The sequence below is a fragment of the Acinetobacter sp. CY17 genome (assembly GCF_059515825.1).
On record NZ_JCAKMX010000036.1, the window covers coordinates 1 to 15,155 of the forward strand.

Below are 15,155 nucleotides of genomic sequence, written 5' to 3' on the forward strand. Positions count from 1 at the left end.
ACTAGGTCAAGCGATAACAAGCCGTTGGTTAAACCACCTAGAAGATTGGTTACGAAATCTAGTGATAATAGACCACCAGTTAAACCACCAACCAAGTTCGTCACTAGATCAAGTGGAAGTAAACCACCTGTTAAGCCACCTAAAAGATCAGTTACTAAATCAAGCGATAACAAGCCGTTGGTTAAACCACCTAGAAGATTGGTTACGAAATCTAGAGATAATAAACCGCCAGTTAAACCACCGATTAGGTTAGTCACTAGATCAAGTGGAAGTAAACCACCTGTTAAGCCACCTAAAAGATCAGTTACTAAATCAAGTGACAATAAGCCATTAGTTAAACCGCCCACTAGATCAGTCACTAGGTCAAGCGATAACAAGCCGTTCGTTAAACCACCTAGAAGATTGGTTACGAAATCTAGTGATAATAGACCGCCAGTTAAACCACCGATTAGGTTAGTCACTAAATCAAGTGGAAGTAGACCACCTGTTAAGCCACCTAAAAGATCAGTTACTAGGTCAAGCGATAACAAGCCGTTGGTTAAACCACCTAGAAGATTGGTTACGAAATCTAGTGATAATAGACCACCAGTTAAACCACCAACCAAGTTCGTCACTAGATCAAGTGGAAGTAAACCACCTGTTAAGCCACCTAAAAGATCAGTTACTAAATCAAGCGATAACAAGCCGTTGGTTAAACCACCTAGAAGATTGGTTACGAAATCTAGAGATAATAAACCGCCAGTTAAACCACCGATTAGGTTAGTCACTAGATCAAGTGGAAGTAAACCACCTGTTAAGCCACCTAAAAGATCAGTTACTAAATCAAGTGACAATAAGCCATTAGTTAAACCGCCCACTAGATCAGTCACTAGGTCAAGTGACAACAAGCCGTTGGTTAAACCACCTAGAAGATTGGTTACGAAATCTAGTGATAATAGACCACCAGTTAAACCACCGATTAGGTTAGTCACTAAATCAAGTGGAAGTAGACCACCTGTTAAGCCACCTAAAAGATCAGTTACTAGGTCAAGCGATAACAAGCCGTTAGTTAGACCACCTAGAAGATTGGTTACGAAATCTAGTGATAATAGACCACCAGTTAAACCACCAACCAAGTTCGTCACTAGATCAAGTGGAAGCAGACCACCTGTTAAGCCACCTAAAAGATCAGTTAATAAATCAAGCGATAATAAGCCATTTGTTAGGCCACCAACTAGATCAGTCACTAGGTCAAGTGACAACAAGCCGTTCGTTAAACCACCTAGAAGATTGGTTACGAAATCTAGTGATAATAGACCGCCAGTTAAACCACCAACCAAGTTCGTCACTAGATCAAGCGGAAGTAAACCAACTGTTAAGCCACCTAAAAGATCAGTTACTAAATCAAGTGACAACAAGCCGTTGTTTAAACCACCTAGAAGATTGGTTACGAAGTCTAGAGATAATAGACCACCAGTTAAACCACCTACCAAGTTCGTCACTAGATCAAGCGGAAGTAAACCACCTGTTAAACCACCTAAAAGATCAGTTACTAAATCAAGTGACAACAAGCCGTTCGTTAAACCACCTAGAAGATTGGTTACGAAGTCTAGAGATAATAAACCACCAGTTAAACCACCTAAAAGATCAGTTACTAAATCAAGTGACAATAAGCCATTTGTTAAACCGCCCACTAGATCAGTCACTAGGTCAAGCGATAACAAGCCGTTGGTTAAACCACCGATTAGGTTAGTCACTAAATCAAGTGGAAGTAGACCACCTGTTAAGCCACCTAAAAGATCAGTTACTAGGTCAAGTGACAACAAGCCATTCGTTAAACCACCTAGAAGATTGGTTACGAAATCTAGTGATAATAGACCACCAGTTAAACCGCCAAGTAAATTAGTAACAAGATCGAGTGGAAGTAAACCGCCTGTTAAGCCACCCAACAAGCCATCCGCTAGATCTAAAGACAAGAGTCCTTGCGTTAAGCCTTCAACCAGTTTAGTCACTAGATCTAATGATAAAATACCGCCGTTTACGCCGCCCAGTAAGTTACCAATAAAATCTAAAGACAGAATGCCGTTAGTTAGACCATCAACGAGGTGATTTAATACACCTAATGACAATAAACCACTCGTTAAACCACCTAAAAGGTCAGTGACGAGTTTAATTGGTAATACACCCTCTGTTAAACCTTGTAGTAATTTAACCAATAAGTTATTTGCAAATAATGCATCTGCAACATGGTCAACTACATCTGTAGTTTTATCCACTAAACCGTCAACGGTTTGCGTTAAACCACCTACTACACGATCGATGCCATCTAATGAAATACCACCTAACAAACCGCCTAACACATCCGTCAAGCCATCAACGAGCACATCTACCGCATCTGTCAACTTATCCGTCACATTATCAACGGTATTGGTTAATGTTTTTACTGTCTCGTTAAGAGAAGTTAAGCCTAAACCGCTAAAAATATTGGTAACAAGATCGGCAGGTAATTTACCTTCTACAACTTGATCGAAAAGGGTTGTTGCAAGCGCTGGTGAAAGTTTACCTGAGTCAATACCTTGTACAATGCCTTCAGCAAACGTTGCTGACACTGCACCAACTTTCACTTGTTGCGCTAAGTTATTGAATAATGGCGTAGCGACCTTATCATTATTCACACTTGAAATCGCTGACTCTACTGCAGTTTTTGACAAACCCGCTTGTGTAAGTTCTGACTTAAGCTCTGCAATTGGATCACTCTTTTTATTAAATAAATTACCGGTAAGCGTCTGTAATGTCGTGCTCAGCACGTATGAGATTGGCGATGTGATGAGACCGAGGATTTTGACGATCATGGTTATACCCTTGTTTATAGCTTTGAGTTTAGTTTCTTATGAAGTGGTACCACAAAGTTTTAATATGCTTGATTTACTTAGATGGTCATTCGATTCTACAAAATTATTTAACAATTTTAATACCTTTTTGTATCAATTTTATTAAAAAATAAATAGATCAAATCTTATTTGAATAATGAAGATTACTTATATAATATTTCAAAAAAATTAAATAAATAAATTTAATAAATTTCAATAACTTAAATTAATAAAATAAGTATTATATATAATAAAAAACAAAAAACATATCAGCTTATGATAATAAAAGGGACATAAAGAATGAATATTTTGACGAGAAAATCGAATAGAGATCACAATAAAAAACTCAAGATTGCGACCATTTTCACATAAAAAATTGGTATTTTGTAACATACACATGTTTAGATTAATTTGATATTTCCTTCGATTATATCCCATAAACTTTATATGGATTTAATCTGCATAAAATCATTTAAGTTTAATGAATAGATTATCAATATATATACGATTGGATAATTTAAATATTATTTTTGAGTTTTATCCAGCAAATTAAAAAAAAGATGAGCACTGGTGCTCATCTTTTAGCCTCTCACCTTAGAGTAATTCTTTACGTAATTGCTCTGGCGATTTAATCGATAGTAAACCAGGCGCTACATCAAATGCCGTTTTGGCACCGTATTGTTGCATTTGGTTTAAACGATAGCAGGCACGTGAATATGCCACTAAAACACTCGCTGTAAATTCTGGATTACTGTCGAGTTTTAAAGAGAACTCCATCACCTGTGATTGTGCATCACTGGTATTGCCACTGCGAATCACAAATCCACCGTGTGGCATACGTTGATGATCACGTTTTAAGGTCTCTTCATCAATAAAGTTCACTGTGGTGTTATAGTCCGCAAAATAATCCGGCATAGTGACAATCGCCTGCTCTACTGCAGCTGCATCTGCACCTGCTTCAAGCACCACATAGCACTCACGTGTATGTTTATCTTTGGTGCTTAATGTTGGGCGTGAACCACTACGGACTTGATTCATGGCATCTGTAGATGGAATCGTGTATTGCACACCAGCCTTTACACCCTCTACACGGCGAATCGCATCTGAATGACCTTGGCTTAAGCCTTTGCCCCAGAAGGTATACGTTTCGCCATCAGGCAGTAATGCTTCACCAAATAAACGGTTGATTGAGAACATACCAGGATCCCAACCAATTGAGATCATCGCTGTCTTTTTATTGGCAGTCGCTGGTGCATCTACGGCTGCATAATATTCTGGAATACGTGCATGCGTATCAAAACTGTCCACAATATTAAATTGGCTGGCCAACACTGGACCTTGTTGTGGTAAATCGTCTTTAGAACCACCACATAAGATTAAAACATCAATCTTATCTTGGAAATCTGCCAGTGAATCCATGTGGAATACAGCTGTTTCAGCAAAACAAGGAGAAACCGTTTCAGGAGAGCGGCGTGTGAAAATACCCACGAGGGTGAGATCTGGATTTTTTTGAATCGCTGTTTCAACGCCACGACCCAAATTGCCATAGCCGGCAATACCAATGCGAATAAGATTTTGCATAAAGATAAGTTACTTCATGAGAATGGGACAAGAATGCACTCAATCACGCTTCTGCTAGTGATCGAATTGAGTTGTGTTGGATACGCTTTTAAGAAGTTTAAAAGCGCACCTTTAACATAACCGCACCAATATACAGCACTTTTTATAAATTTAAACCGCTAATCAAATGTGTAGGTTTAGATTTTTATTGATCTAAGTTCTGGTTTATTAAACGCTTAACAGCGGCTTGCCCTTCAATTACAGCCGAGATCGCTTCACGTGTCAGGTGCTTTTAAACATGCAGTTACAGCGCTGACCTCGCTTAAAGCCTGCAGTGGCACTTCAGCCCAAGCTCACCCCTGATAACAACCATTTGAGACCCTCTATTGAGGCTCTCCAATAGTCACCGTTTCAATTAACACTGAGCTCGAATGCAAAGCAGATCACTTGACGATGATCAGCTGAGATCAGGCACTACTTAACCCAGTCATAAAACAATAAAGCGATGCTCCACTCTCGCTTAAATCACAACGACGATTAACGCTCCCATCGTTTATTTGTGCATTCTTACATGTCATTCAATAGTGACCACATCCTCAAGCAATTTCATCGTGATCTCATTTATCATGATAAGACATCGCTATAAATTTCGGCCTATGTGCATCTGGCCAATCGCAGCATTCATCCATAGATGTTATAGATCAGCCTCAAACTCCATTCTTTTTGCCGTATTCACTGCAATATCGCGCTGTGTGAGTTTAGATACAGCATATAAGGACGCATGAATACCAGAAGAAATACCAGCAGCCGTGATGATCTTCCCTTGATCTACATATCTGACGCCTTTAAGGACAGTGATCTCCGGATATTGCGTCTCTAAACGCGCTAGATCCATCCAATGGGTGGTCGCTTCTAGGCCATTGAGTAAACCTGTTTCTGCTAAGATAAAAGCGCCAGTGCAAATTGAACATGTAAGCTGTGTGGTTTGATGTGTTGCCTTGATCCACGCTAACAGTTCATTGTTGTATAACTCGACTGTTTCAGCACCTAAGCCACCTGGGATCACCAAAATATCGATGTGTGGCGCTTGGGCCAACAGATAATCGCTTTTCACCACCAAACCATTTCGTGCTGAAATTTCATGTTTTTGTGCCACAGTAAAAACATGAAAAAGTTTTTGATGGGCATCATCTGTGGTAATGGCAAAGACCTCATAAGGTCCAGCAAAATCGAGTACTTCCACTTCATCAAATAATAAGATGCCGACGTTCATGTTTTCATCGCTATTGTTATGTCATGATGTGTAAAGCATACAGACACATCATGTCCTAAGGCTATAGATTGATTCAGCTTTTTCTTATCTATCTATCCTTCAATCATCGATCGAGAGGTTTTACGCAGTTACACCCCACTCTTACACCAGCACAGTGCGTTACATCCGCACATGATTTTGCTTTTCTATTCAAGCTATATCATTTATGTCATTTATGTCATTTATGTCATTTATGTCATTTATGTCATTTATGTCATTTATGTCATCGCGACACTTTAAATGCCGGTCCATCACACCTAACCTACAAGCTTTTATTCTGCCCCAACAGCCACTCTTTTTTTATTCCCTAAGATCTGGGCCCTCCAATTGAACAACAATTAAAGAGCGCGTGCGTTATAAAGCTGATTATACTGACCCTAGGCCATGCGTACCGCACCACCAACTTTCCTTAGCAAAACAAAAACCTGCCTTCCCTAGCTGATGGGCTACTCTTGCTGGATCGAATATAAAAATTTAAACGATATTGAAGCGTGGAGATGAAAGAGATACTTTCCACTCCATTGATTCAAACTTTAGAGATACATACAAAATTCGCATTTAATCCGCTCTCCTGTATTTGACCATCAGCAATTTAAAGCCTCATCTATTGAACTCAAACAAATGTGTTGATTCATCATGTGTATAGGAGATAGAGGCCGCTCTATTTCAAAGGCGCATTTTTAAAATCATGTGTCAGCTGATCATGCCATCGCGTGATATGCTGAGTGCTGCTGTGCCATTGCACACAGCTGATGTGATTCATCATCTGAGCTCACCTAGTTATGACTCGATGACTGCTCCGCGACCACTTAGATTTTAAGTAGATTAAGCCTCATGTGGCCACCTATATATGCTTTGTCCCTAATCCACTTGCTCATAGGCAAAGCTGTACGCCCTTCAATCCTTGATGGTAGACCGCTCATGCTCTGTTATCACTTGCATCCGCTGTGATATGTCTTGTGTCATATATAAGTGTAGACATTAGATACTCTTCCAAGACCACTTTTTATAGCAAAACCACTTTGAAAGCAGCAACAGCGTAGATTCATATTGGCTTACCCCCCTAAGCTCGACGAGGCCAGCTCTCATCATTCATAGATCACGGCGTATCACCTCGAACCCTGATCAGCACTTCAAGATAGATGAGCATATTAATCCGCCGAATCAACTCTCCCTTGCTCAATACAATGTACTTATATAGGCTTAATCACACTGATGCAGTCTCTTGACATCAGTCTTAACTTGGATGATCTGAACCACGTGCGTCTACAATCTCGAACCGCTTGTTCCCGAGGACATACAACCTTGCCATGAGATGACTCAACTACAACCTGATCATGCTACCTACCTCTCCCCTCGATCCGCTTGTTATAGAGTATCCTGCTATGCTTGTGCCCAACTGCCCTTAAGCTCAGCAATCAACCGTTAACCTGCCGAAAACTCGCTCCATATCAACGCTAATGTAGCTATGCTTAAGTGATTTATGCCTCAGTTAATTGACTTGCGATCATCCCTACACCTCTAAGCTTTAATTCACCCATAACCCAATGCAGCATTGCGTGTATAGAAATAGCGGCATGTATTCTTTTCACCATGATCATGACTGGCTACACATCTGGTGATGTCTATAGTCTGGATCCAATTGGCGTCCCCACCTCAATGGATCTACGCTACTCAGGCTTTAAACATAAGGTTACTTTAGCTGTTTTTCTTTCTCTAGCTCTAGCTCGACAGCGACACAAATCTTTTTGTCTAATAGCGTACTGATCTTATCCCTAGAAAATCAGCCCAAAATGGTGTTTCAAACAGCATTTCTTATTTGATCTAGTGTGAGTATGTCCATCATGACCTGAGCAGCGATGAGATCAACAGTATTTAGACAACACACGTGCTATACCTGCTGCATAATCAAGCTGTGCTTAACCCTCATTTTAGACATCCCCCCCTGCGCAGTAGTCAGCTCTGGCATGAGGCTCAGTGTTGAGTCGGTGTGTGACCTAAGGCTCAAGCATTGCTTTGAAGCAGGCACTAAAATGGTGCTACATAGATCTATCAGCTCAGCGTCATCGCCATAAACCGAAAATGATTTGGTCAGATGGGTGTTGCCCTTAAGCCTTAGTTGGAGCGTAGCCATAAAATCGCGTCTCTTGCATAGACTTCATAATGCTTAGACATGATTGTTGGCTATTCAAATATAAACCATTCATGTCATGCGGGTTCACTTATACTGACCGAACCTGTAGTCACGGCGCCCAATGATCTAAATGTCTACATGCAGTATAGTCCTCTCTCCTGCGTATGCCATCAGTTTTCAACCATATATGGGCTTCAGTGAGATAGACTAGACCGAGTAGGCACTCACCATTTTATGGTCATGATCAGATTCGCGTTGCTCATGATCTGCGCTATGGGTTGGTTATGGTCCATCATCGGGCATAACTGCTTATTTTTTAACTTATTGTCAGCCATAACTTACTACAGTTTAGGTTTCTAGAGGCTAGTTTAGTCACTGATGCTGCCCTAAAATGAATTTTCATTTTATGTCATTGATTTACTCTTGTTTATGAATAACCCGAACAGTCGATTAAAAATGGTTAGTGCCGCAGTCAACGTATTCAAAGCTGATCATAAAATCAAACATGCTGTACAACATCTGGTTTCCCAACATCCCCTCACCCAAAGCGTTAAACAGATCAAATTGTCGCACCCCATGTTAGATCTGAGTCTTAAAAATCACCGAGATTAAGATCTCTCATCCTCTGGATGTCATGAAATCTAAAGGACGTCTTTCTTCCCTCTTTTGAGCTTATATCGATCTAATCTAGGTGATGGTTTATGTATGAGGTTTCATCTCGCGCTTTACCCATCTGCCTGCTGGATGAGCTGTGCTTTGTGTTGCACTTCATGGTTCAGCTATGTTTGGGATTTTAATGATGCTTGTTCAGTGGATTGTAGCGTCGTAGTGCTTATTTTTAGATTAAGTGAATGATCTTGATTCAATTCCATGGCACCTTATCCAGCTTGTTGCAGGTTGTCCACATGCAGCTGTGATTGACTGATTTTGTGTCATCATCCCATCATCGCAATGGATGGTCTTTCTTATATGTTCTGCTCAAGGGAATTGGTCTGGATAAGTCATTTTATGTGCCAGTTGGGTTTTGGACTGAATGGCAAATTTCTTTTTTAAATTGGCCACATGTACCTCTACCGTACGATGCGACAGTCCCAGTTGTCTTGCAATTTGTTTACAGCTATAACCATTGACCACCCATTGGCTGATTTCTTTTTCACGTGGGGTCAGTTGAACTTCAGTTTGAGTGGCTTCCGCTTCAAAATGCCAAATGATCTGCGCAAAGGGATCCTCAGGAGTTAAGCTACGGGCATGGGTTTTGACCCAAAATAATGTGCCATTTTTATGGCGCATAAAACGCTGATCCGAATAGAAGCCGTTTTGTGCAGACATCACCCCTTGCCATGCTTGGCTGCCAATCATGTCGTAGTCTTGGTCACTTGGAAATAAAATCCGCATGTTTTGGCCCATCAGCGCCGATTTTTCATAACCAAATAACGCTAAAAATGCCTGATTGGCATGTTGGATCTGCCGGTGACTTAACAGCACGAGCGCGGCTGGGGCAAGCTCAAAAAGCAGATCATGTTGCATGGCTCCTCCTCTGTCCTGATGAAACACTACTTAAGTATTTAAGTAAATTGACCCAAGCTTGAAAAAGATGCAAGTTTAAAGGCATTGGGTAAAACAATAATAGCTGCCCAACAATACAAAAGAATCACAATGAGGATGTAGATATGGCTGAACAGGCACGTTCAAGCCACCGGCTGGCAGGTGTGTCCAGTATGGTGGGGACCACGATTGAGTGGTATGACTTTTTTATTTATGGTGCAGCGGCGGCGCTGATTTTTAATAAACTGTTTTTTCCGAATTTGGATCCGTTAACCGGGGTGTTGGCTGCTTTTGCGACCTATGCAGTGGGTTTTATTGGGCGGCCTTTGGGCGGAATTGTTTTTGGGCACTTTGGTGACAAAGTGGGGCGTAAGTCGATGTTGATGCTGACATTGGTGTTAATGGGCATTCCTACAATTTTGATTGGCTTATTACCCACTTATGAGTCAATTGGTTATTGGGCGACCGTATGCTTGGTGATTTTGCGTTTTGTCCAAGGAATGGCCATGGGAGGTGAATGGGGCGGCGCCGTGCTTATGGCAGTAGAACATGCACCTGAAGGTAAAAAAGGCTTTTGGGGCAGTTTGCCGCAGGCCAGTGCCGGTGCTGGATTAATGCTGGCTTCGATTGCTTTGGCTTTGGTGTCGTTGTTACCTGAAGCGGCTTTATTTAGTTGGGGCTGGCGCTTGCCCTTTTTAGCCAGCGTGCTTCTCTTGGGTGTGGGGTGGTATATCCGGGTTAAAGTGCCAGAGTCACCTGACTTTGAGAAAGTCAAAGATGAGACAAAAGAGATTAAAGTTCCTGCATTACAGGTGTTTAAGCATCATCCTAAAGAATTAATTACGATTATTGTGGCGCGTGCTGCAGAAAATGCCTGGTTTTATATTGCTTCTACCTTTGCGCTGGCTTATGCCACCACACAACTCAATATTGCCCGTCAGGAGGTGTTATTTGCCATTGTCTGTGGTGCAGCACTCTCTATCTTTGTTACGCCATTGTGCGGGCATCTTTCCGATAAAGTCGGTCAGCGGCGTTTATTTCTATTCGGCTTAGGCATTTTAGCACTGTATTGCTACCCGTTCTTTATGATGCTCAATAGCCAAAATCCATTCTTCATTTGGTTGGCGTTCTTTCTGGCCATTGGTGTGGTGTTTCCAATTATGTACGCTCCGGAATCAATGTTATTTGCACGGCAATTTCCAGCGCAAATCCGTTATAGCGGTATTTCGATTTCGGTACAATTTGCAGGTGTGCTGGGTGGGGGGTTAGCGCCTCTTATTGCCACAAAATTGCTTAGCCTTAATCACGGACAACCCACTTGGGTGATGCTGTACATTGTCGGTATGGCCATGCTTGCGATTATTTGTACTTTATATATGAAGTCTGATCGGCATTATCAAACTCTTGTTGAACCGCTTAGTCCCACCACTTCAACATCAGAGCTTAAGTCATAGCTGACTTCTACATCTGTTAGGCAATCCAAGATCCTCGTGCTGCCATGAGGGTCTTTTTTTATAGCTTGAAAAGCCAGTTGCAACACCCTTATACATCAGCTTGAGTGCTATATGTCTTTAATTATTGTTGAAAATAAAAATTTAATTTTTACATTCAGAATGACAAAGGTTAAATACTTAAATAATTAATTATATTATTTTTTTAATAAATCTTATGTCTATGGTAGTTTGATTTTTAATATTATCAGTTTTAAGCAGATCAAGTGCCCTCTTTACGCTTTGTATTCAGCTGATATCTGAATAACGAATTTGCAACCAATTTTCTGTCTTTTCTGTCTTTACATTAGCGCCACAACTTCTAGACTGAGACAAATCATCACTTATTTTTATACTATTAATAAAAATAAGTTTTAATAAAGATGCGTCTAGTATAAGGAACGGTAGTCGCTTAAACACGACAGAAGGATAAACATATGGGTCATGATAAAAACTATATTTTCAAACGTGAAGCGAACACGGAGCCAGTTTTTTTATCCGGTATTCAAGCTTTAGTTGAATTACCCAAATTACAAATTCAACTTGATCAATCTCAGAACTTAAAAACGGCTGGGTTAATTAGCGGCTATCGTGGTTCGCCTTTAGGTGGCTATGATCAAATGTTATGGAAACATGAAGCCGAATTAAAAAAACTTAACATTGTTTTTCAACCCGGGCTGAATGAAGATTTAGCAGCGACCGCATTATGGGGTACCCAAATGCAAGCTGCTTTCGGTCCTAGCCGCTATCAAGGTGTTTTTGGCATTTGGTATGGTAAGGGTCCAGGTATTGATCGAAGTGGTGATGTGTTTCGTACCGCAAATATGTTTGGTACTGCACCAATGGGCGGGGTCTTAGCCGTAGCAGGAGACGATCACACTGCTCAATCTTCTACCTTTCCACATCAAAGTGACGGCATTTTCCAAGCGGTTGCTATGCCAATTTTACAACCGAGTAACGTGGCTGAAGTGATTCATTTTGGCTTAGCAGGAATTGCCATGTCGCGTTATTCAGGGCTTTGGGTCGCACTCAAAACAGTGGCTGATGTGATTGAAGCTGCTGCAACGCTACGCTTAAATGAATTACCTGTATTCTTGAGCCCCGCAAAAAATGACACATTACTCAATTGGGACCAGAACTTACAATGGCCAGCACAGCGCTTTGAATTAGAGAAACGTTTGATTGAACATAAGTTACCTGCAGCTAAAGCGTGGGCACGTTTAAACCGCATAGATCGCAAAATCCATATGGCTAGTCTACCCCATTATGCCATTGTCACTGTAGGTAAGGCACATCAAGATCTTATGCAAGCCTTAAGTTATTTAGGATTGGATGAAAAATTAGACCACTACGGTATTTCAATTTATAAAGTAGGTATGTCATGGCCACTTGAAGATCAGGGCATGCTTGAATTTATCCATGGCCATAAAAAGGTTCTAGTAATTGAAGAAAAACGTAGTATCGTCGAAAGCCAGCTGAAAGAAATTCTCTACCATAGCCATTACAAACCACAAATTTTTGGTAAACACACCCCAGATGGTGATCTTTTCTTGCCTGAAACCGGTGAATATTCAACCCAGTTAGTGGCTGAAAAAATCTTTCAATTTCTAGAGCAGCCTGTAGGATTGCAACACAAAATTCAAGCTTTAGAGCAAACTACTCTTTTAGCACCTGAAACCCAAAAGCGTACTCCATTTTTTTGTTCTGGTTGTCCGCATAACACCTCCACACAAATACCCGAGGGCGCTATTGCAGGTGCTGGGATCGGCTGTCATATTATGGCACTCATGATGCCAGAGCGTAATACGCATACCTTTAGTCAAATGGGTGGTGAAGGCATGCATTGGGTTGGTGCTGCACCATTTTCCAACACGGCGCATATTTTTCAAAATCTTGGTGATGGCACTTATGAACATTCTGGCATTTTAGCCATTCGTGCAGCTATTGCAGCAAAGACTAATATTACCTTTAAAATTTTATATAACGATGCAGTCGCCATGACGGGTGGTCAACCTGCAGAAGGCAATAATGATCCAGCTCGAATATCTAGGCAACTGGCTGCTGAAGGCGTAGAACATCTGTGTTTAATTTCAGAGCAACCTGAACGTTGGCAAGATCGGGATGATCTGGCAAAAAATTGTCAAGTATTCCATCGCGACGAACTGACTTCAATTCAACAACAATACCAACACTATCAGGGCGTAAGCGCGATTATTTACGACCAAACCTGTGCTGCTGAAAAAAGACGTCGTCGCAAACATCAGACATTGGCCACCTCTCATAAACGTGCATTTATTTATGATCGCGTCTGTGAAGGCTGTGGTGACTGTTCTGTACAATCTAATTGTATTTCTATTGAGCCCATTCATACGGCCCAAGGGATTAAACGCAAAGTCAATCAATCCAGCTGTAACCAAGATTTGTCCTGTTTAAAAGGCTTTTGCCCAAGCTTTATTGAAGTAGAAGGTACAGAATTAAAACATGATGCACCTGAGACATTGGACTATCATCGCTATTTAAATACCCTGCCTAATATCCATCTACCGCATATACCTCGGCAGAACTATAACATTTTGTTTTCTGGCGTAGGGGGTACAGGCGTACTCACTATTGCTGCACTGGTAGGCAAGGCAACTGTGGCAGATCATCATGCGGCAAGCGTCTTAGATTTTACCGGTTTATCACAAAAAAATGGCGCGGTTTTTAGTCAGGTACGTTTAGCCAAACAGCAAGAACAGATTTTATCTTCTCGTGTAGGCAGCAAAGAAGCACATCTATTAATGGCCAATGATCTGGTCGCTGCCTCGACAAGTGATATGTTACAACGTTTACAACTTAATAGTCATGTGGTCATCAATCTTGATTTGGTGCCTACTGCAGCGTTTGTACATAATCGTGATCATGTATTAAATGTTGATGAATTGATCATGCGAGTAAAACATGTGGTTAATGATTCACATATTTATATGCTACATGCCAACCAACTTTGCGAAAAAATTTTTGCTGAAACCACCTTTGCCCATATTTTAATGTTAGGTTTTGCTTGGCAAAAGGCCCTGATTCCAATTTCTTTGCAAGCATTAGAAAGTAGCATGCAACATATGCCAAGTGTTGAAAAAAATTGGGCTGCTTTTTCATGGGGACGTATCATTGCCGAGCACCCTGAACTTGAACAACAACTGTTGTCTGTTAAAGACACGAACGAGCAATATTTATCTGCTAGCGAGCAAGTTCAAAACTATGCTAAGCAGCTTAAAGATTATCAAAATGTCCAATATGCTCAGCGTTATTTAAATTTTATGCATGATGCACAAAAACGTCTGGCTCATTATGATATTGATCAACAACTAATACGCAGTATTGCAAGCAATTTATATCGTCTCATGGCATACAAAGATGAATATGAAGTGGCTCGCCTATATAGTCAGCCAGAGTTCCAAGAAAAGCTAAAAGCACAATTTAGTAGTGTCAAAAATATGAGCTTGTGGCTCGCGCCACCTCTATTGAGTCGCGTAGATCCTAGCACTGGACGACCTAAAAAAATCAAATTTGGCACATGGATATTAAAGCTTATGCCAATTTTGGCGCAATTTAAATGGTTGCGTGGTCAATGGTTTGATCCACTTGGAAAAAATCCTGAACGCATTGCCGAACGTCAGCTTATTCAAGACTATATGCAATTGGTCAACGAGGTAATTGATCACTTGGATCCTGCTGATTTGCAGCAAGCAGTTGAGATTTGTAATCTAGTCAATAACGTGCGTGGTTTCGGTCCCGTTAAAATGCAGGCTTTGCAAGATTATCAAGTGGAAGTAAAAAATATGCTCACGCGTTATCAACAGAGAAAGCGCCTCATTCCTCTCATCACTGAAGCTTAATCGACTTAAACCTATGCTGGTACTCAGCATAGGTTTTTTAATTTAAAATATTAAATATTGAGAGCAAGATCATATAATTTTCACATCGCTCTTATTTCCAAGCCATAAGGAATTGAGTTCGTAAGCATCCGCTGAACCCCATACCTATTTTTTAATTTTGGTCGGGTTGCCACCGGTGTGGCAGTAATTCTTCAATTTGGGTCACTTTGTGTGTCGGCAGCCTTTTCAGCACATCACTTAAATAGGCATACGGATCCAGCCCATTGAGCTTTGCTGACTGGATTAAAGTCATGATATTGGCAGCTCGTTGGCCACTGCGCAGCGAGCCAGCAAACAGCCAGTTCTTGCGTCCTAAGGCCCAAGGTCGCATCTGATTCTCTACCCAAT

The 15,155-nt window shown here is 41.0% G+C and carries 7 protein-coding genes; 2 read left to right on the forward strand and 5 right to left on the reverse strand.

The window, feature by feature from the left end:
• From AC5YCI_RS15515 to AC5YCI_RS15530, 4 genes are all read right to left on the reverse strand, one after another.
• A partial coding sequence (locus tag AC5YCI_RS15515; RefSeq protein WP_496175880.1) for a hypothetical protein occupies window positions 1-2,831 on the reverse strand: 2,831 nt, incomplete at its 3' end.
• A gap of 612 nt (window positions 2,832-3,443) precedes the next feature.
• Window positions 3,444-4,430: a diaminopimelate dehydrogenase gene (locus tag AC5YCI_RS15520; protein ID WP_496130710.1), complete on the reverse strand. Its 987-nt coding sequence runs from the start codon at window positions 4,428-4,430 to the stop codon at window positions 3,444-3,446.
• Between the two features lie 673 nt (window positions 4,431-5,103).
• On the reverse strand, window positions 5,104-5,682 hold the full coding sequence (locus AC5YCI_RS15525) for a DJ-1/PfpI family protein (protein WP_496130709.1): 579 nt from the start codon (window positions 5,680-5,682) through the stop codon (window positions 5,104-5,106).
• Between the two features lie 3,151 nt (window positions 5,683-8,833).
• Complete coding sequence (locus AC5YCI_RS15530; protein WP_496130708.1) at window positions 8,834-9,382, reverse strand: helix-turn-helix transcriptional regulator; 549 nt, start codon at window positions 9,380-9,382, stop codon at window positions 8,834-8,836.
• 143 nt (window positions 9,383-9,525) lie between these two features.
• Here AC5YCI_RS15530 and AC5YCI_RS15535 point away from each other — a divergent pair, with 143 nt between their 5' ends.
• Both AC5YCI_RS15535 and AC5YCI_RS15540 read left to right on the forward strand, forming a co-directional pair.
• On the forward strand, window positions 9,526-10,854 hold the full coding sequence (locus tag AC5YCI_RS15535; protein WP_496175881.1) for an MFS transporter: 1,329 nt from the start codon (window positions 9,526-9,528) through the stop codon (window positions 10,852-10,854).
• A gap of 473 nt (window positions 10,855-11,327) precedes the next feature.
• A complete protein-coding gene (locus tag AC5YCI_RS15540) occupies window positions 11,328-14,768 on the forward strand; it encodes an indolepyruvate ferredoxin oxidoreductase family protein (protein WP_496175882.1) in 3,441 nt (1,146 codons plus the stop codon).
• 151 nt (window positions 14,769-14,919) lie between these two features.
• Here the strand turns inward: AC5YCI_RS15540 and AC5YCI_RS15545 are convergent.
• On the reverse strand, window positions 14,920-15,155 hold a 236-nt coding region (locus tag AC5YCI_RS15545; RefSeq protein WP_496175883.1), incomplete at its 5' end, for a transposase domain-containing protein.

What these genes read in the sequence shown, in the direction of transcription:
- AC5YCI_RS15525 (WP_496130709.1), bottom strand. Translation starts at nt 5,682, where the DNA reads ATGAACGTCGGCATCTTATTATTTGATGAAGTGGAAGTACTCGATTTT.
- AC5YCI_RS15530 (WP_496130708.1), bottom strand. Translation starts at nt 9,382, where the DNA reads ATGCAACATGATCTGCTTTTTGAGCTTGCCCCAGCCGCGCTCGTGCTG.
- AC5YCI_RS15535 (WP_496175881.1), top strand. Translation starts at nt 9,526, where the DNA reads ATGGCTGAACAGGCACGTTCAAGCCACCGGCTGGCAGGTGTGTCCAGT.
- AC5YCI_RS15540 (WP_496175882.1), top strand. Translation starts at nt 11,328, where the DNA reads ATGGGTCATGATAAAAACTATATTTTCAAACGTGAAGCGAACACGGAG.
- AC5YCI_RS15520 (WP_496130710.1), bottom strand. Translation starts at nt 4,430, where the DNA reads ATGCAAAATCTTATTCGCATTGGTATTGCCGGCTATGGCAATTTGGGT.